This window comes from Pimelobacter sp. 30-1, assembly GCF_018831735.1.
Lineage (GTDB): Bacteria > Actinomycetota > Actinomycetes > Propionibacteriales > Nocardioidaceae > Nocardioides.
Map to the genome: position 1 here is coordinate 375,734 of NZ_NHTS01000010.1, position 17,779 is coordinate 393,512.

The window sequence follows — 17,779 nt, forward strand, 5'->3', positions numbered from 1 at the left end:
CCACGGCTGGTGCGGCGCTCGTGCTTTTGGGGAGCGGGGCCGCCCCGTTCTGGCATCCTGCCGCTATGGGGGCCAGCCTGATCCGTGCGTGGGTGCACGAGCGGCACGCGCAGCTGCACATGAAGCGGTGGATGCTGGAGTTCGACCAGCCCGCCGCCGAGCGCGACTTCCGCACGTACGACGACGACAACGGCCTGCGCGCGGCCCGGTTCGCGCTGGTGGTCGGCGTCCTCTTCACGACCGCGTACGGCGCCGTGGACGCCCTCGTGCTCACCGACGGCCTGCTCGCGGCGTCCCTGATCCGGCTGGCGCTGGTGCTCGTGTTCGTCGGGTCCGGGCTGACCCTGCGCCTGCCGGTGGTGCGCCGGCACCTCCAGGTGGGCTCGGTGCTGCTGCTGAGCCTGCTGCTGCTGGGCCTGGGACCGGCGCTGGCGGCGGTGGGTGACTTCCCGACGGAGTACCTGCGGACGTCGGCGACGATCACGCTGCTGGGAGCGATCGGGCTGCTCCGGCTGCGGATGCACGCGGTGGTGGCGACGATCGCGGTCTTCGTCGCGGTGGGCCTGACGCTGCCGGGGGCGCTGGGCGGGGTCGATGCGCTGGGGTCGCACGTGGCGCCGACGGTGGGGATCGCGGCGATCGCGTGGGTGGTCGCCTATGCGCTGGAGCGGTTGCGGCGTACCGACTTCCAGCGCCAGCGGGAGGTCGAGCAGGAGCGGGCGCGCTCCGAGGAGATCCTGCACAACGTGCTGCCGGTGCCGATCGCGCAGCGGCTGCGCACCGAGCGAGGGGCGATCGCCGACTCGGCGCCGAGCGTGAGCGTGCTGTTCTCCGACATCGTCGGCTTCACGCCGGTCTCCGAGGCGCTCACGCCCGAGGAGCTGGTGGCGCTGCTCGACACGATGTTCCGCGAGTTCGACGCGCTGTGCGACCGGCGCGGCATCGAGAAGATCAAGACCGTGGGCGATGCCTACATGGCCGTCGCCGGGCTGCCCACGCCGGACGACGACCACGCGGCGTCGCTGGCCGAGCTCGCGCTCGACATGCAGCGCACCCTGGCCCGCCTCTCCCCCACCTGGCCGAGCCCGATCGCGATGCGGATCGGCATCGCGTCGGGGCCCGTCGTGGCCGGGGTGATCGGCCAGCGCAAGTTCACCTACGACCTGTGGGGCGACACGGTCAACACGGCCAGCCGCATGGAGTCGCACGGCCGGCCGCACCGGATCCAGGTCTCGGCGGCCACGCACGCGCTGCTCGAGACCCGCTACGCGTTCAGCGACCCGCAGGTGGTCGACGTCAAGGGCAAGGGGCCGATGACGACGTACTACCTGCTGGGGGCGACCTAGCCCTTCGCGGCCCGCTTCAGCATCTCGTTGTACGCCGCCAGCTCGGCGTCGCCGTCGCGGTCGGCCGCGCGGTCGCGCCGCTTGGCCTCACGCTCGTCGTCGCGCCACCACTGGATGACGAGCACGACGATGACCATGACCATCGGGATCTCGCCGAGGGCCCAGTTCATGGCGCCCGCGAGGTGCTGGTCGTCGAGCAGGCTCGGCACGTAGTGGGCGTCGATCAGCCGGAAGTACTCGCCGCCGATGATCCGCTCCGAGCCCATCACGCTGATCGAGAAGAACGCGTGGAAGGGCATCGTGACGAGCAGCAGCATCAGCCGCCCGACGTACGACGTGCCGCCGCCGGGCCGGTCGCCGATGAGCACCTCGAAGAAGACGAGCCCCGCCGCCAGGAAGTGCAGCTCCATGGCGAGGTGACCGAGGTGGTTGCGCATGAGGACGTCGAAGAGGCTGCTGAAGTAGACGACGTACAGGCTGCCGACGAGGAGCAGCGCCGCGGTGACCGGGTGCAGCACGAGGTGCGCGAGCCGCGAGTCGAGGGCGGCGGCGAGCAGCTGGCGCGGTCCGGTGCCGCCGGGGACGTCGCTGCCGGGCAGCGCGCGCAGCGCGAGCTGGAGCGGACGGCCCGAGACGAGCAGGATCGGCGCGACCATCGACAGCGCCATGTGCGCGGCCATGTGGGCGCTGAACATGACGCCGGAGTAGGTCCCGAGGCCGCCGAAGGTGGCGTAGCCGACGACGGCGAGGCCGGCGAACCAGGTGATCGTGCGGCCCAGCGACCAGTGGTCGCCGCGGCGGCGCAGGGCGACGATCCCGGCGAGGTACGCCGCCGCGCCGAGGCCGACGACGAGGAAGCCCAGGCCCGAGGGGGTGAACGACCACAGCAGCCGCCCGAACGTCGGCGCGGGCGGGAGCGGGCCGCCGAGGAGCCCCTCGGCGAGCGAGGTGTAGAGGTTCTCGGGCGCCGGCGGCGGGGTCCGGGAGAGGCCGACGCCGGCGCCGACGGCCACGGCCATCACGAGCAGCTCGAGGCCGGTCAGGCGCAGCAGCACCACCCAGTCGGGCGCCTCGCCGGTGATCACGCGGCGGCGCAGGGTCAGGCCGATCAGGCCGACGACGACGATCACGGCGGTCTTGACCAGCACCCCGGCGCCGTACGCCGAGAGGAGGTCGGCGGGCCGTTCGAGCCGCACCCAGGCGCTCACCACGCCCGAGACGGCGGTCAGCCCCAGGCACCAGCCGGCGAGCGCGGAGAACCGGTGCAGCGCCCGGTCGCGCACCTTGGTCGCGAGCGCGAGGTGCCACCACAGGGCGAGCACGCCGGCGATCCAGACCACCGCGGTGACCACGTGCACGACCATCGCCACGATGGCGGTGTCGTGGTTGCCCGCCGAGGAGGCGTGCCCGGTGAGGATCGGCGGGACGACGGCGACGAGCGCCAGGCCCAGCAGGACGAGCACGCCGCGGGCGGTCAGCACCCAGCGGGCCGCGATGGCGACCACGGCCAGGAGCGCGGCCTGGGCGAGCAGCGCGCGGGGCTGGTCGACCCCGGTGGCGAAGCCGCGCAGCTCACGCCAGCGGATGTCCCCCACCGGTACGGCGAACTGGTCGGAGTAGGTCAGCACGACCTGGACCAGCGCGACCAGGCACCACCCGGCCGCCAGCCAGCGCACGGGCAGCAGGGCGCGCAGGGCGGTCCCGCCGAGCTCGTTCTCGGGGCGGCGCATGGTGAGCGGCGCGACGAGGAGGCCAGCGACGACGGCGATCGCGAGACCGTCGGAGACCAGGCGCAGGGCCGGGAGCCCCCAGCCGGTCAGCCGGCCGGGGTCGGGCAGGCCGGGGATCGGCTCCTGGGGCGCTCCCCCGCCCGCCACGAGGATGACGAAGGCGACCGCGGCGGCCAGCACCACCGCGGCCCCCAGCGGGGCCGCGAGGCTGCGGCGCTCACGGACGGCGGGGGCGCTCACCGGGACCGCCGCCGGCTCCACAGGAGCAGCCCACCGGCCACCGCGAACAGGGCGACCGCGACCCCCACCTGGACCTGGCCGAGCGAGAGGCCGCCGTCGCCGTCGGCGCCGTCGTCGCGGGCGTCGGGCGTCCGGCTGGACCCGGCGGGGTCCGGCGTCGCGGCATCCGCCGGGGCCGAGGCCGAGGGGCCCTTCTCGTCGAGCGGCCCGTCGCCGACCACGAACACGATCCGGCCGGTGACCGGGTGCCCGTCCTCGGAGACGACCCGGAAGGCGGCGCTGTAGGTGCCCTCGGGTGCGGACCCGCCGAGCGCCACGCTCACCACGGCGTCGTCGATGCGGACCTCGCCCTGGTCGGCCCGGGAGCCGTCCGGCGCGGTGACCACGACGTACGCCGGCGCGCTGATCGGCTCGCTGAACTCGAGCCGGACCTGCGCGGGCAGCGCGTCGAACCGCTGCCCGGCCGCCGGGTCGCTGGAGACCAGCGACGCGTGCGCCGAGGCGGGCAGGTTCCAGCCCGCCGCCAGGACGGCGACGAGCGCCGTGGCGAGCGCGGCGAGCCGCGCGTGCTTCCTCATGATGGTGACTTCTCCCCCGTGGTGTCGCTGGTGGTGCCGGTGGTGCTGGTGCCTTCGAGCAGCTGCTGGCCCACGTACCCACCTTGCGGTGCGGCAGGCGGGATCGCATAGACGGCGGACCCGATCGCGACCACCCACTCGTTGAGCCGGTCGAGCTCGTCGAGGCGGCGCTGGATGGGCACGAACTGCCGGGCCGGGTCCGCGGCGAACGCCAGGAACACCAGTCCGTTGTCCTCCCCGGTGCTGCGGGCCGGGTCGGGCTCGGCATAGCTGTAGGCACGGCGCAGGAAGCGCTCGCGCCGGTCGTCGCTGCGCGCCCGGGCGATGTGGCTGGCCGGGTCGATCACCGGGAAGCCGAACCGGTCGGTGGCGGCGAAGTCCGGCTCGTCGAACTCCTGCTTCCCGGTCAGCGGCGCACCGGTGTCGAGCCGGCGGCCGACCACGACCTCGCGGCCGACCCGGTCGACCCGGTCCCACTTGTCGAGCTGCATCCGGATCCGGCGTACGACGAGGAAGGTGCCGCCCGCGAACGCCGGGTCGCCCGCGGCCCACACGAGCCCGTCGAAGTCCGGCTCGGCCGGCGCGAGGTTGACCGTCCCGTCGACCTGACCCATCAGGTTGCGCATCGTGGTGCCGTCGGGGACGGTGCCGCGCGCGGTGCGGAAGCCGCTCTGGATCCAGTGCACCTCGGCGAAGGTGCGGGCGTCCTTGACGAGCATCCGCCGGGCGTGGGCGAGCGTGGTCGGGTCGTCGCAGCAGATCTGGGCGACGACATCGCTCTGGCCCCAGCGCGGGTCGAGCCGGTCCCGGTCGAACGCCGGCAGCTCGTCGAGCCGGGGCCGCCGGGGCGCCGGCACGAGCTCGCGCAGCACCCGCGGCCCGAAGCCGAAGGTGACCGTCAGCCGGGCCGGGTGCGCGGCGAGCTCGGGCTCGGTGTCGGCCAGCGCCGCCGTCCCGGTCGCGAGCCGGGCGGCGTCGTCGCTGAGCAGGCGCATCATCCGGGTCAGCCCGACCGCGCCCGCGCCCGGGCGCAGGTTCCAGCCGACCAGGGCGAGGTGGGCCTGGGGCGCCGTGTCGACCCCGGGCTGGTGGGTGCCGACGACCGGCACGGTCTCCGCGCCCGCGGACGGGCCGACCACGCGGGTCGGACCGTCCGGGGGCGCCGCTGCGGCAGAGCCGTTCGCCACGAGGGCGGACGCACTCCACCCGGCACCGGCACCGCCGAACGCGGCGGCGCCGGTGCGGAGGACGCGCCGGCGGTCCCACCGGGGACCGCCGGCCATCAGCTCTCGCCGCCGTTCTGGTACTTCTCGTCGGCGCCGTCGAAGGCCTTGACGGTGGCCTCGACCTCGGTGCTCGTCCCGTCACCGAGGGTGAGCGTGATCGTCACCGTGGTGCCCGCCTCCAGGGGCTTGGTGAGCCCCATGAGCATGAGGTGGTCGCCGCCGGGCTGGAGCGTGAGCGAGCCGCCGGCCGGGATGACGAAGCCGCCCTCCTTGGGCCGCATCGCCATCGAGCCGTCCTCGTTCTCGACGGTCTCGTGCAGCTCGGTCATCTCGTTGACGTCGGTGCTCGCCGAGGCGACCGTGAGGTCGCTGGTGCCCTCGTTGACGAGGGTCCCGAAGGCCGCGGTCATGCCGCTGGGGGCGGCCTTGACCCACGGGTCGGTCACGGTGAGCGCGGCCTCGGCCGTGGTGGGGCTGCCGCTGGTCGGGCTGCCCGAGGGCGCCTGGTCGCGGGCGTCCTCGGTCCCGCTGCCGCAGGCGGCGAGCGCGGGGACGAGGGCGGCGGTGAGGACCGCCGCGCAGAGGTGCTTCTTCATGAGTTCGGTTCCGTTCGGTGGGCGCGCGTCAGCGCGCGGGAAGAGGCGCGCGCGCCACCGAAGGGTCAGCGTGCGACGCCGGGAAGGGCGAGGGTCGAGCCCCATCGCGGCGGGGCCCGGGGCCGGCCGGTCCGGACGGCGAGCCGGCCGCGCAGCCGGCGTACCCGGACCAGGACGCGGGCCCGGTAGCCGACGACGGGAGCCACGACCGCGAGCAGCAGCGGCAGCAGCCAGCCGGCCGCGGCCCGGACGACGTCGAGCGCGGCCCGGTCGATCCCGGCGGCGACGGCGACGGTCGCGATCGCGACCAGGGCGTGCAGGGCGAACATCGCCGGGGACGGCGCCGCGGGCCCGGCCAGCGACGTCCCGGCGTGGTGGCCGTGGGCGTGCTCGCCGGCGGGCGCCATCATCAGGCAGAGGTGACCGAGCGCCTGGGCGACGAGCGCGGTCGCCCCGATCCGGGGCAGCCCGACCGCGTCACCGGGGGTCAGCACCACCGCCATCGGCAGCGCCACCGCGGTCACCACCAGCCCGGGGACCAGCTCGACCGAGCCGCCCGCCGCCACGTGCGCGACGAGGGCGCCGAAGGCCGCCACGCAGCCCGCGACGGCGCCGCGGACCTGCCGGAAGCGCCGGGCGCGCGCCCGTGCCCGTGCGGCAGGTCCGGAGGTCATCGGGCTCAGGCGTCCTTGGACGCGCGCAGCGCCTTCCAGCCCAGCGAGCCGAGGAGGCCGGCGATCACGAAGTTCACGACGATGAGGACGGTGTGGGCGACCCAGTAGCCGGTCGCCCGGTCCTCACCGGCGTCGTAGGCCTGGTAGAGGTTCTTGGCGAAGTTGCCGAAGGAGAAGACGTTCCAGGCGGCCACGGCCAGGAGCAGGAGGGCGTGCTTGCGCTCGAACTTCACTGGGCCAGTGTCCCAGACCGCTCCACGCGCCGCTCTCACGGCCGCCGGCGGCGGCCCAGGAGTGTGAGCAGGACCCCAAGCGCGCCTCCGGCGACGAACGACGCCAGCCGGGGCAGGGGCGGTGCCGGGGGTGCCGGCTCGCCCACGCCGCCCGGCCGGGGCGTCGAGGCCGCGGCGATGGCCGCGGCGGCCGGCGCCGGCGCCGGCGGGCGCTCGGCCAGCGGGCTGGTCTGGGCCCACGCGGCGGCGTAGAGGACGACCCGGGAGAAGTAGTTGATCCAGACCAGCAGGATCAGCGCGATCCCGAACGCCTGGAAGGCCGGCTGCCCGCGGGTGCCGGTCAGCAGCAGCCCGGAGAGCTGCTTGAGCACCTCGAACCCGATCGCGCCGAGCCAGGCCCCCGACCACAGCGCGCGCGAGGGCAGCGGCGGGCGGGCCAGCAGCCGGAACATCAGGAAGAACAGCAGGGCCGAGGCGGCCAGGCCGAGGGCCAGCGCGACCAGGGTCACCAACCAGCCCAGCTCGGCGCCGACGTGGAGGACGTCGAGCACGGCCCGCGAGGTCCGGGTCAGGACCGCCGAGAGCCCGACGCTGGAGAGCAGCACCACCCCCAGCACGGCCAGGCTGACCAGGTCGCGGACCTTGCCGATCACGAAGTTGGGGCGCAGCCGCGCGGGCAGCTCGAAGATCACCACGAGCGCCGACTGCAGCGAGGAGAGCCAGCCGAGGCCGGCGTACAGGACGCCGAGGAGACCGATCAGCCCGACCGTGCCGGCCGCGTTCTGGACGTCGGCGATGTCGACCTGGCCGTCGCCGCCGCCGACCAGACCCGGGAGGACCTCGTTGATCGCCTTCTCCAGCGACTCGTTCGCATCGGGGAAGACATCGGCGATGTAGCCCACGGCGAAGAAGGCCAGCGCCAGGATCGGGAAGACCGACAGGAACCCGAAGTAGGTCACCCCGCCGGCCTGCTGGCTGCCCTGGACGGCGCTGTAGTGCTCCTGCATCCGGACCGCGTGGTCGACGAGCGGCCACCGGTCGCGGGCGTCCGCGACCTTCGCCTTCACTCGCTCGACCAGGCTCATGACAGCGCGAAGGTGCGGGTGGCCCGCCAACCCTCCTGCTCGTCATGGACGTAGAGGTGGAAGTCGGTGACCTCGAACGAGCACTCGAACTCGGCGAGGTCGGCGAACGCCCGGTCGAGGGTCGGGTCGTCGAGGTGGTGGGCGATGGTGACGTGCGGGTGGTACGGGAAGTGCAGCTCGACGGCGAGCGGCCCCTGCCGTACGGCGTCGGCGAGCTGCTCGCACTGGGAGATCCCCTCGGCGAGGCTCACGAAGACGACGGGCGACACGGGCCGGAAGGTACCCGTCCCGCGCAGATGCACACGGAAGGGCGCGACCTGGGCCGCGGCGGTCTCCAGGTGCGCCTCGATCTCGTCGAGCCCGCCGGCCACCTCGGTGGGCGGGATCAGCGTGACGTGGCTCGGGACGCCCTCGGCGGTCGGGTCGCCGATGCGCAGCCGGTAGTCGTAGAGCTCGGAGGCCCACGGCTCCGGTATCGCGATGGCGACGCCGATCACCGGCATCAGGAGCCCTCCGTGCGGCGCGCGACGGGCGCCACGAACCCGACCCGCTGGTAGACGTCCTTCAGCGTCGCCTCGGCGACCGCACCGGCGGTCTCGGCGCCCTGGGCGAGCACCTGCATCAGGTAGTCCTGGTTGTCGAGGAGCTCCAGGGTGCGCTCCCGGAAGGGCGTCACGAAGCCGACGACCACCTCGGCGAGGTCCTTCTTGAGGTCGCCGTACATCTTGCCGGCGTACTGCTCCTCGAGGGCGGGCACGGCCTCGCCGGTGAGCGCGGAGTAGATGGTCAGCAGGTTGCTGACACCGGGCTTCTCGGCGAGGTCGAAGCGGATCTCGGTGTCGGAGTCGGTGACCGCCGAGCGGATCTTCTTGGCCGTGGCCTTGGGATCGTCGAGCATCTCGATGATGCCGTTGGGCGCGGAGCCCGACTTGGACATCTTCTTGGTCGGCTCCTGCAGGTCGTAGATCTTGGCCGTCGACTTGAGGATGTAGGGCTCGGGCAGCCGGAAGGTCTTCTTGAACCGGCCGTTGAACCGCTGGGCCAGGTCGCGGGTCAGCTCGAGGTGCTGGCGCTGGTCCTCGCCGACCGGGACGTAGTGGGGCCGGTAGAGCAGGATGTCGGCCGCCATCAGGATCGGGTAGGCGAACAGCCCGACGCTCGCCGCGCCCTCGCCGCCCTTGGCCGACTTGTCCTTGAACTGGGTCATCCGGCGCGCCTCGCCGAACCCGGTCAGTCCGTTGAGCACCCAGCCGAGCTGGGCGTGGGCGGGCACGTGGCTCTGGACGAAGATCGCCGAGCGCTCCGGGTCGACGCCCGCCGCGAGCAGCTGGGCCGCACCCCGCAGCGTCCGCTCGCGCAGCAGCTTGGGGTCCCAGTCGACGGTGATCGCGTGCTGGTCGGCGATGAAGAAGAACGGCTGGTGGTCACGCTGCAGGTCCACCCACTGCCGGACCGCGCCCATGTAGTTGCCGAGGTGGAAGGAGTCGGCGGTCGGCTGGATGCCGGAGAGGACGCGCGGGCGCGCGGCTCCCTCGGGCGCGGCCGGCTGCGCGGTCTCCGGCACGGGCGGGTGCTCGGTGGTGGCGGACATGGGAGGGATTGTCTCAGGCCGGGCGTTCTCCGCGTAAAGCCCCCGCCCTCCGACCGCCGCACCTACACTCCGGCCATGCTCCCGCCCCGCTCCCCGGCGCGGATCGCGCCGACCGGCCTCGCCGCGGCGACGGTCGCGCTCACGGGCGTCGTCGCCCTGACCCAGGTGATCCGGGCGCTGGGCGCCGTCGAGGCGCGGCGGCTGCACGAGGCCGCCGTCGAGATCGGCGCGGACCCGGCCATGCTCACCACGACCTATGACCGGACGGCGTGGGTGATGGGGCCGCTGCTCGTGGCGGCGTGGGTGGTCGGCTGCCTCTGGCTCCAGCGGGCCCGCGACAACGCCCAGGCGATCAGCCCAGGGGTCCGGCAGCGCCGGCAGCGGGCGTGGATCTGGTTCGGCTGGTGGGTGCCGTTCGCGAACCTGTTCGTGCCCTACCAGCTGGTCAAGGACGTGCAGCGCGCGAGCGTCCCGCCCGGGCGCGAGGCCGGGCTCGGCTGGTGGTGGGCCGCCTGGCTGGTGTTCCTCGTCCTCCCGATGCCGATCTCCGGCGGCGAGGACTGGCAGGAGTCGCCGGACCTGATCGACCTCGTGGTCACGGTCGAGGGGGTGGCCGCCGTCGCGGCCCTCGTCGGCGGCGCGCTGTGGTGCCGCGCCGTGCTGCGGATCACCGGCGGCCAGGAGGAGGCACTCAGGGGGCCGGCGCCGGCTCCGCAGCCGCTGCTCGGCGGTGGGTGAGCGCCGAGACCAGCAGGATCGCCGTACCGACGGCGGCGAGGACGGCGCCGACGAGTGCCGGGGCCCGGTAGCCGTGACCGGCGGCGATGACCAGGCCGCCGAGCCAGGCGCCGAGGGCGTTGGCGATGTTGAGGGCGGCGTGGTTCATGGCGGCGCCGAGGGTGACCGCGCCACCGGCGACGTCCATCAGGCGCAGCTGGAGGTTGACCACGAGCACGGAGCCGGTCGCGGTCACCAGGAAGGCGACCGGCAGCAGCAGCCAGCCGTGGGGCGCGGCGACGTAGTAGACGAGCATGAGGACGATGCCGGTCGCACCGGAGAGCAGCAGGCTGCGGAAGACCGACCAGGCGGCGAGCTCGCCGGCCAGCCAGGTGCCGGCGACCATGCCGAGACCGAGGGCGAGCACGAAGAAGGGCACCGTGCCGCGGTCGAGCCCGCCGACGACGGTGACGGTCTTGGCGATGTAGGAGTAGACGGCGAACATCCCGCCGAAGCCGACCGCGCCCACGGCCATGGTGAGCCAGACCTGGAGGCTGCCGAAGAACTCGCGGGCCTCCTTGCGGCCGCTCGCCTCGGAGTCCCCCGGCACGGACGGCACGGCGGCGAGGACGAGCAGGGCGGTGACGACGGCGAGCAGCCCGCCGAGCAGGTACGTCGAGCGCCAGCCGACCTGCTGGCCGAGGAAGGTGGCCAGCGGGACGCCGACGACATTGGCGACTGAGAGCCCCAGCATCACGCTCGCGACCGCCCGGCCGCGGCGCTCGGGGGTGACCAGGCTGGCCGCGACGAGGCTGGCGACGCCGAAGTAGGCGCCGTGCGGCAGGCCGTCGAGGAAGCGGGCCGCGGTGAGCACCTCGAAGGTGGGCGCGGCGGCGCTGAGCAGGTTGAACGCGGCGTACGCCGCCATCAGGCCCACGAGCATCGCCCGGCGCGGCAGCGCCGCACCGAAGAACGCCAGGATCGGGACGCCGACCACCACGCCGATGGCGTAGGCCGAGATGATGTGGCCCGCGGCCGGCACCGAGACGTCGACCCCGTCGGCGACCTCGGGCAGCACGCCCATCGTCATGAACTCGGTGGTGCCGATGGTGAATCCACCGACCGCCAGGGCCAGGATCGCCAGCCCGGGACGGTGGTGGGCGACCTCGGGCTCGGTGCGGGCCTCGGTCGAGGTCGTCGGTGCTGAAGTCACGTGAGGCTGCAACCCCGCACCGGTGCCCGCGTATTCCTCGCTCACCCGGCCAAGTGTCCCCACTCGGTCACGAGGTCCGACCAGGGGCCCTCCGCGGCGACCCTTCCGTCGACCAGGACGACGACCCGGTCGGCCTGGGCCAGCGCCGCCCGCTTGGACGTCGCCCCGATCACCGTGGTGTGCCGCTCGCGCAGCGCCGCCCACAGCTCGATCTCGGTCGCGGCGTCGAGTGCGCTCGACACGTCGTCGGCGAGCAGCAGCTCGGCGTCGGCGGCGAGCGCCCGGGCCAGCGCCAGGCGCTGCACCTGGCCGCCGGAGAGGCGGACGCCGCGATGCCCGATGACCGCGTCGGGTCCGCCGGCGTCGGCGACGTCGGCGGTGAGCCGGGCGGTGGCCAGCGGCTGGTCGATGGGCCGGTCGTGACCGAGCAGGATGTTGTCGGCGAACGTGCCCGACAGCACCCGCGGCACCTGGGCGACGTGGGCGACCTGGCTGGGGCGCAGGAAGGTCTCGGGGTCCGCGACCTCCTCGCCGTTCCAGCGCAGCGAGCCGCGGTGGTCGATCAGGCCGGCCAGCGAGGACAGCAGGCTCGACTTGCCCGAGCCGACCTGGCCCACGAGCAGCACGAGCTCGCCGCGGGACACGCTGAGCGTGACCCGGTCGGCGCCGACCGTGCCGTCGTCGTGGACGGCGACGTAGTCGTGCAGCTCGAGCCGGTCGAGGCGGACCCGTCCGGGCGCGACCGGGTCGGGCGCCGTACCGGCGACCAGGTCGACGTCGGCGGGGACGTCCATCAGGTCGGTGCCGCCGGCGAACTCCGAGGTGACCTGCTGCCAGGCGCGCGTGCCCGGCGCCTCGGTGACCACGGCACCGGCCACCCGGCCGAACCAGTCGAACCCGTTGACCGCGGTGGAGACGAGCAGCGCGGTCGCCAGGCCCCAGACGTCCCAGAGGTAGAGCGCCCAGGAGGCGACGACGCCGACCTGGACCATGACGATCGGTACGCCGTCGAGGACCGCCTGGACGCGGTGCTCGAACACGGCCGCCTCGACCCGGCCGTCGTCGACCTTGCGCAGGTGGGCGTGGACGTGCGGCGTACGCCCGGCCAGCTTGACCGTGCGCGCCGACTCGACGGCCGAGACCACGGCCCGGCCGAACCGGGCCCGCGCGGCCGACGACTGCGCGGCCGAGCGGCCCGCGATCGGGCGGCCGATCGACGAGGCGAGCGCGCTGGTGAGCATGACGACGAGGAGGACCGCGCCGGCCAGCCAGGTGCCGCCGGCGAGCATGGTGATGCCGGCGATGAGCAGGCCGTTGGTGAAGTCGACCCAGCGGTCGGCGTAGCGCGCGTAGCGGTCGGCGTCCATCGACCGGGCGACCACCTCACCGGGAGGCGTGCGCGGCAGCCGGTGCGGGCGGACCTGGCCGAGCAGCACGCTCATCCGCACCCGCAGCATCACCTCGATCCACCACCGCGGGTAGCGGCGGAAGGCGTCGGCGAGCAGGATCGGCGCGACGAGCAGGCTGACCGCGAGGAGCACCGTCAGCGTGGTGACCGACTCCCCCGCCTCGAGCCGCTGGACCACCTGGCCCCAGAGGAAGCCGGTGATCGCGCCGAGCGGGGCGAAGATCGAGCCGCCGAGGAACAGCACGACCGACCAGGCGCCCCACCACGGGCGGACCCAGAAGGCCTTCCAGGTGCCTTTGGCCAGCGACGAGCCGGCGCCGACCTCGGGGCGCTCCGGCGGCGTACCGGTACGACGGCGCCCGCCGACCCCGGACGCGTCGGGCTCCGCCTCGGCATCAGGCTCGGGCTCGGTGTCGGCGAAGCCCTCGGTGTCGCTGGCCTCGAGCAGCCGGCGGAAGGGCCCGTCGACCAGGGCGAGCTCGTCGCGCGGGCCGTGCTGGATGACCTGTCCGTGGTCGAGGACGGCGACCGCCTCGGCGCGCTCGATGGTGCTGAGCCGGTGGGCGACCAGGATGCCGGTACGGCCGCTGATCAGCCGGTCGGCGGCCGCGACCACGCGGGCCTCGGTGACCGGGTCCATCCGCGCCGTGGCCTCGTCGAGGACGACGACCTGGACGTGGCGCACGAGCAGCCGGGCGAACGCGACGAGCTGCTCCTCGCCGGCCGACAGCATGGTGCCGCCGGGGCCGAGCAGCGTGTCGAGGCCGTCGGGCAGGCCGGCGACCCAGTCGGTGAGGCCGAGCTCGTCGACGGCGGCCTCGACCTCCGCGCGGGGCACCGGCGCGAACAGCGCGATGTTGTCGGCGAGCGTGCCGGCCAGGATCTCGGTGCGCTGGGTGACCACGCCGACCCGGCGGCGCAGCTCGTGCAGGTCGAGGGCAGTGATGTCGGCCCCGCCGAGGAAGATCGTGCCCTGCGGCGGCTCGGCCGCGCGCGAGAGCAGCGAGGCGAGGGTCGACTTGCCCGAGCCGGTCCGGCCGACCAGCGCCAGGGTGTGCCCGGCCTCGACGTAGAGGTCGACGTCGCGCAGCGCGAACGAGCCCTCGACGTAGGAGAAGTCGAGGTGCCGGATGCGCAGGTCGAGCGCCCCGCCGGGGACCGGCTCGCCGCCGACCGGCTCGGCCTCGACGGCGAGCAGCTGGCGCAGCCGCAGCACCGCGCCCAGGCCCGCCTGGATGTCGGGGAGCTGGTGGGCGAGGTTGTTGATCTGGCCCACGAAGATCGTGGTCACCAGGAAGAGCGTCACCAGCCGGGCCACGCCCAGGTGGTCGCCGCTGACCAGCAGCACGCCGGCGATCGCGATCGCGACGAGCAGGCCGTGCAGCATCAGACCCACCCGCACGGCGAGGCGCGCCTCGACGACGAGGACCCGGCGGAATTTCTCGTGGACGTCGGCCGAGAGCCGCGCGAGCCGCCGTACGGCGAACGCCTGGCCCAGGCTCGTGCGCAGGTCGTCGCGGCCCGCGACGCCCTCTTCGAGCGCGGCGGCGTGATCGGTCCAGGCCGCCTCCTCGATCACCTTGCGGCGCGCGATCTCGGACAGGAAGGGCCGCATCACCCACACCGCGAGGGCGCCGGTGAGCGGGAACAGCACGAAGGCCGGCCACCAGGTGAAGCCGGCGACGAACCACATCGGCACCGCGGCGAAGGCGGTCCGCATCGCCATCCAGATCTGCTGGCGCAGCAGCGTGCCGACCTCGTGGGTGTCGTCGTCGACGCGGTCGAGGACCTCGCCGACGGCCTGCTCGGTCAGGTGCGGCAGCGGCTGCTGGAGCGCGGCACTGAGCAGGTCACCGCGCAGCCGGCCCTCGGCCCGGTCGACGACACCGGCCCACACGACCCGGCCCGCGGTGTCGACCGCGGCCGCACCCACCACGAAGAACGTCAGCCAGCCCACGAGCGCCGCGGTCGGGTGGTCGGCCAGCCGGCCGGCCACCACCGTGCCCAGCGCCTGGCCCAGCGCGGCGACCGCGACCGCGGACACCGCGAAGCCCGCGGCCGGGGTCCGCAGGCGGCGCCAGTCGACGCGTCGCGCCGGGTCGCCGCTGACGGAGGGCCGGTCGGGAGTCACGGTACGGGTCAGCGTGCTGGTCATCGTGCCCCAGCCTAGGTTCCGGCACCGACACTTCGCCTCTGAATATCTTCCGGTCGGCGGGCCGTCGCGGGCGCGAACGTCCGCCTCAGAGGTGCTTGAGCGCCTCGCGCCGGCTGAGCGGGCTCAGGTCGTGGGCGTCGACGTAGGCGCGCACCCAGTCGGGGTGCACCCGCGCGACCTCGCGCAGCGACCAGCCGATCGCCTTGCGGATGAAGAAGTCCTGGTCGCCCAGGTTGGGCTCGATCAGGGTGGTGAGCAGGTCGCGGTCGACCCGGTCCTTGCGGCCGAGCTGGCTCAGGATGGCCAGCCGGCGCACCCACAGGAAGTCGTCGGTCGACCAGCGCAGCACGGTCTGCGCCGTCTCGGCGGGATGGGCGTCGTGCAGGTCGGCGACCCGGCCCGCGGCCGCGTCGACGTGGTCCCACCAGGCGCCGGTGCGGGCGATGTGCTCGTGGAAGGGCACGAGCGAGAGGTCGCCCTTGAGCGGGCGGAGCGCGAGCAGCGTCTCGGCGGCGTAGCGCTCCTCGCGGTGGGTCGCCTCGTCCCAGAGCTCGCGGGCCGCGGCGACCAGCACGGCCGGCTCACGGATCGCCCGCTCGCGCACGAGTGCCCGGGTGAGCCGGCGCACCTCGGGGTTGCGGACGCCGTAGAAGGGCAGCGCGGACTTCATGTACGCCTGCTGGCCCGGGGCCAGGCGCGGATCGGCCGCGGCCCGCAACGAGGTGCGGACCGCGGCCGGGAGCGAGAGCTCGCTCAGAACGCCGCCAGCGCCTCGTTGAGCGTCGCGCTCGGACGCATCACGGCCGACGTCTTGTCGGCGTCGGGGCGGTAGTAGCCGCCGATGTCGGCGGGGTTGCCCTGGACGGCGATCAGCTCGGCGGCGATCGTGTCCTCGCTGGCCCGCAGGGTCTCGGCGAGCGGCTTGAAGGCCGCGGCGAGCTCGGCGTCCTCGGTCTGGGCCGCGACCTCCTCGGCCCAGTAGAGCGCGAGGTAGAAGTGCGAGCCGCGGTTGTCGGTCGTACCGAGCTTGCGGCCCGGCGAGCGGTCCTCGTTGAGGAAGGTGCCGGTGGCGCGGTCGAGCGCGTCGGCCAGCACCTGCGCGGCCGGGGCGCCGGCCTGCTCGGCGTACTTCTCCAGCGAGGGGACGAGCGCGAAGAACTCACCCAGGCTGTCCCAGCGCAGGTAGTTCTCCTCGACCAGCTGCTGCACGTGCTTGGGCGCCGAGCCGCCCGCGCCGGTCTCGAACAGACCGCCACCGGCGATCAGCGGGACGACCGAGAGCATCTTGGCCGACGTACCGAGCTCGAGGATCGGGAACAGGTCGGTGTTGTAGTCGCGCAGCACGTTGCCGGTCACCGAGATGGTGTCCTCGCCCTTGCGCATCCGCTCCAGCGAGTACGCCGTCGCGAGCGTCGGCGCGAGGATCTCGATGGTCAGGCCCTCGGTGTCGTGCTGGGGCAGGTAGGCGTTGACCTTCTTGATGAGCTCGGCGTCGTGGGCACGCGACTCGTTGAGCCAGAAGATCGCCGGGGTCTGCGAGGCGCGGGCCCGGGTGACGGCCAGCTTGACCCAGTCCTGGACCGGGATGTCCTTGGTCTGGCAGGCGCGCCAGATGTCGCCGGCCTCGACGTCGTGCTCGATGAGCACGTCGCCGTTGGCGGCCAGGACCCGGACGGTGCCGGACTGGGCGATCTCGAAGGTCTTGTCGTGCGAGCCGTACTCCTCGGCCGCCTGCGCCATCAGGCCGACGTTCGGGACGGTGCCGATGGTGGCCGGGTTGAGCGGGCCGTTCTTCTTCACGTCGTCCAGGACGGCCTGGTAGACGCCGGCGTACGACGAGTCCGGGATGACCGCGAGGGTGTCGTCCTCGCCGCCGTCGACGCCCCAGAGGCGACCGCCGTTGCGGACCAGCGCCGGCATCGACGCGTCGACGATGACGTCGGAGGGGACGTGCAGGTTGGTGATGCCCTTGTCGGAGTTGACGTAGGACAGGCGCGGGCCGGCGGCGAGCGCGGCCTCGAAGGCAGCGTTGATCTCGGCACCGTTCTCCAGGCTCCCGAGGCCGGCCAGGATGGCGCCGAGGCCGTCGTTGGCCGAGAGACCGGCGGCGGCGAGCTGGTCGCCGTACTGGGCGAAGACGTCGGCGAAGTAGGCCTTAACCACGTGGCCGAAGATGATCGGGTCGGAGACCTTCATCATCGTCGCCTTGAGGTGCACCGAGAAGAGCACGTCCTGGGCCTTGGCCTCGGCGAGCGCGTTGGCCAGGAACGCCTGGAGGTAGGACGCCTCCATCTTGGTGGCGTCGACGATCTCGCCGGCGAGGACCTGGAGGCCGTCCTTGAGGACGATGCTCTCGCCGGCCTCGGTCTCGAGCACGATCGAGAGCGTGTCGTCGGCCGCGATGGTCACCGACTTCTCGTTGCTCGCGAAGTCGTGCTCACCCATGGTGGCGACGTTGGTCCGGGAGCCCTCGGCGAACGGCTTGTTCGTGTGGGGGTGGGTCTTGGCGTAGTTCTTGACCGACGCGGGCGCGCGGCGGTCGGAGTTGCCTTCGCGCAGGACCGGGTTGACCGCGGAGCCCTTGACCTTGTCGTACTTGGCCCGGATCTCCTTGTCCTCCTCGGTCGCCGGCGCCTCGGGGTAGTCCGGGACGGCGAAGCCCTGCTCCTGCAGCTCCTTGATCGCGGCCTTGAGCTGCGGGATGGAGGCGGAGATGTTGGGGAGCTTGATGATGTTGGCCGCCGGCGTCTTGGCCAGCTCGCCGAGCTCGCTCAGCGCGTCGTCGGCCAGGCCGAACTGCGCGAGGATGCGCGCCGCGACCGAGATGTCCCGCGTCTCGAAGGCGACGCCGGCCTTGGCCGCGTAGGCCTCGACGATCGGCAGGAAGGAGTACGTCGCCAGCAGCGGCGCCTCGTCAGTGTGGGTGTAGATGATGCTCGACATGTCCGGGCGTCACTCCTGAGCGTGGGTGAGATTGCTTGACATCA

The 17,779-nt window shown here is 73.6% G+C and carries 15 protein-coding genes; 2 read left to right on the plus strand and 13 right to left on the minus strand.

What is annotated here, in order from left to right; all coding sequences use genetic code 11:
• Positions 1 to 65: 65 nt before the first annotated feature.
• On the plus strand, positions 66 to 1,346 hold the full coding sequence (locus tag CCO04_RS23490; protein WP_215816575.1) for an adenylate/guanylate cyclase domain-containing protein: 1,281 nt from the start codon (positions 66 to 68) through the stop codon (positions 1,344 to 1,346).
• On the opposite strand, the gene CCO04_RS23495 is transcribed toward CCO04_RS23490, so the two are convergent.
• The 9 genes from CCO04_RS23495 to trpS form a co-directional block, all read right to left on the minus strand.
• Entirely contained in the window at positions 1,343 to 3,316 is a 1,974-nt protein-coding gene (locus CCO04_RS23495; protein WP_215816576.1) for a bifunctional copper resistance protein CopD/cytochrome c oxidase assembly protein, read from the minus strand. The two genes, CCO04_RS23490 and CCO04_RS23495, sit on opposite strands and share 4 nt — an antisense overlap.
• Entirely contained in the window at positions 3,313 to 3,894 is a 582-nt protein-coding gene (locus CCO04_RS23500) for a copper resistance CopC family protein (protein WP_215816577.1), read from the minus strand. The genes CCO04_RS23495 and CCO04_RS23500 overlap by 4 nt, the downstream gene beginning before the upstream one ends.
• On the minus strand, positions 3,891 to 5,177 hold the full coding sequence (locus CCO04_RS23505; protein WP_215816578.1) for a Dyp-type peroxidase: 1,287 nt from the start codon (positions 5,175 to 5,177) through the stop codon (positions 3,891 to 3,893). The genes CCO04_RS23500 and CCO04_RS23505 overlap by 4 nt, the downstream gene beginning before the upstream one ends.
• Entirely contained in the window at positions 5,177 to 5,716 is a 540-nt protein-coding gene (locus CCO04_RS23510) for a copper chaperone PCu(A)C (RefSeq protein WP_215816579.1), read from the minus strand. Before CCO04_RS23510 ends, CCO04_RS23505 begins: the two co-directional genes overlap by 1 nt.
• 65 nt (positions 5,717 to 5,781) lie before the next feature.
• Positions 5,782 to 6,390 (minus strand): hypothetical protein, encoded by a 609-nt coding sequence (locus CCO04_RS23515; RefSeq protein WP_215816580.1) that lies wholly within the window; start codon positions 6,388 to 6,390, stop codon positions 5,782 to 5,784.
• A 5-nt stretch (positions 6,391 to 6,395) separates the two neighbouring features.
• Positions 6,396 to 6,623: an SCO4848 family membrane protein gene (locus tag CCO04_RS23520; protein WP_215816581.1), complete on the minus strand. Its 228-nt coding sequence runs from the start codon at positions 6,621 to 6,623 to the stop codon at positions 6,396 to 6,398.
• 35 nt (positions 6,624 to 6,658) lie between these two features.
• Complete coding sequence (locus tag CCO04_RS23525) at positions 6,659 to 7,708, minus strand: YihY/virulence factor BrkB family protein (RefSeq protein ID WP_252373727.1); 1,050 nt, start codon at positions 7,706 to 7,708, stop codon at positions 6,659 to 6,661.
• Complete coding sequence (locus CCO04_RS23530; RefSeq protein WP_215816582.1) at positions 7,705 to 8,211, minus strand: 2'-5' RNA ligase family protein; 507 nt, start codon at positions 8,209 to 8,211, stop codon at positions 7,705 to 7,707. The genes CCO04_RS23525 and CCO04_RS23530 overlap by 4 nt, the downstream gene beginning before the upstream one ends.
• Positions 8,211 to 9,299, minus strand: a complete 1,089-nt coding sequence (gene trpS, locus CCO04_RS23535; RefSeq protein ID WP_215816583.1) for a tryptophan--tRNA ligase — start codon at positions 9,297 to 9,299, stop codon at positions 8,211 to 8,213. Before trpS ends, CCO04_RS23530 begins: the two co-directional genes overlap by 1 nt.
• 75 nt (positions 9,300 to 9,374) lie before the next feature.
• On the opposite strand from trpS, the gene CCO04_RS23540 reads away from it, so the two are divergent.
• Positions 9,375 to 10,037, plus strand: coding sequence for a DUF4328 domain-containing protein (locus CCO04_RS23540; protein WP_215816584.1), 663 nt, complete (start codon positions 9,375 to 9,377; stop codon positions 10,035 to 10,037).
• Here CCO04_RS23540 and CCO04_RS23545 read toward each other — a convergent pair.
• The 4 genes from CCO04_RS23545 to CCO04_RS23560 all read right to left on the minus strand — a co-directional run bounded on the left by CCO04_RS23545 (position 9,991) and on the right by CCO04_RS23560 (position 17,735).
• Positions 9,991 to 11,229, minus strand: a complete 1,239-nt coding sequence (locus tag CCO04_RS23545) for an MFS transporter (RefSeq protein ID WP_308281484.1) — start codon at positions 11,227 to 11,229, stop codon at positions 9,991 to 9,993. The genes CCO04_RS23540 and CCO04_RS23545 overlap by 47 nt on opposite strands.
• Positions 11,230 to 11,270: 41 nt before the next feature.
• Complete coding sequence (locus CCO04_RS23550) at positions 11,271 to 14,792, minus strand: ABC transporter ATP-binding protein (RefSeq protein WP_215816585.1); 3,522 nt, start codon at positions 14,790 to 14,792, stop codon at positions 11,271 to 11,273.
• Between the two features lie 85 nt (positions 14,793 to 14,877).
• Positions 14,878 to 15,510: a DNA alkylation repair protein gene (locus CCO04_RS23555; protein WP_256448630.1), complete on the minus strand. Its 633-nt coding sequence runs from the start codon at positions 15,508 to 15,510 to the stop codon at positions 14,878 to 14,880.
• Between the two features lie 35 nt (positions 15,511 to 15,545).
• Complete coding sequence (locus CCO04_RS23560) at positions 15,546 to 17,735, minus strand: NADP-dependent isocitrate dehydrogenase (protein ID WP_215816586.1); 2,190 nt, start codon at positions 17,733 to 17,735, stop codon at positions 15,546 to 15,548.
• Positions 17,736 to 17,779 lie beyond the last annotated feature (44 nt).

What these genes read in the sequence shown, in the direction of transcription:
- CCO04_RS23490 (WP_215816575.1), top strand. Translation starts at nt 66, where the DNA reads ATGGGGGCCAGCCTGATCCGTGCGTGGGTGCACGAGCGGCACGCGCAG.
- CCO04_RS23500 (WP_215816577.1), bottom strand. Translation starts at nt 3,894, where the DNA reads ATGAGGAAGCACGCGCGGCTCGCCGCGCTCGCCACGGCGCTCGTCGCC.
- CCO04_RS23505 (WP_215816578.1), bottom strand. Translation starts at nt 5,177, where the DNA reads ATGGCCGGCGGTCCCCGGTGGGACCGCCGGCGCGTCCTCCGCACCGGC.
- CCO04_RS23510 (WP_215816579.1), bottom strand. Translation starts at nt 5,716, where the DNA reads ATGAAGAAGCACCTCTGCGCGGCGGTCCTCACCGCCGCCCTCGTCCCC.
- CCO04_RS23515 (WP_215816580.1), bottom strand. Translation starts at nt 6,390, where the DNA reads ATGACCTCCGGACCTGCCGCACGGGCACGGGCGCGCGCCCGGCGCTTC.
- CCO04_RS23525 (WP_252373727.1), bottom strand. Translation starts at nt 7,708, where the DNA reads ATGAGCCTGGTCGAGCGAGTGAAGGCGAAGGTCGCGGACGCCCGCGAC.
- CCO04_RS23530 (WP_215816582.1), bottom strand. Translation starts at nt 8,211, where the DNA reads ATGCCGGTGATCGGCGTCGCCATCGCGATACCGGAGCCGTGGGCCTCC.
- trpS (WP_215816583.1), bottom strand. Translation starts at nt 9,299, where the DNA reads ATGTCCGCCACCACCGAGCACCCGCCCGTGCCGGAGACCGCGCAGCCG.
- CCO04_RS23540 (WP_215816584.1), top strand. Translation starts at nt 9,375, where the DNA reads ATGCTCCCGCCCCGCTCCCCGGCGCGGATCGCGCCGACCGGCCTCGCC.
- CCO04_RS23550 (WP_215816585.1), bottom strand. Translation starts at nt 14,792, where the DNA reads ATGACCAGCACGCTGACCCGTACCGTGACTCCCGACCGGCCCTCCGTC.
- CCO04_RS23560 (WP_215816586.1), bottom strand. Translation starts at nt 17,735, where the DNA reads ATGTCGAGCATCATCTACACCCACACTGACGAGGCGCCGCTGCTGGCG.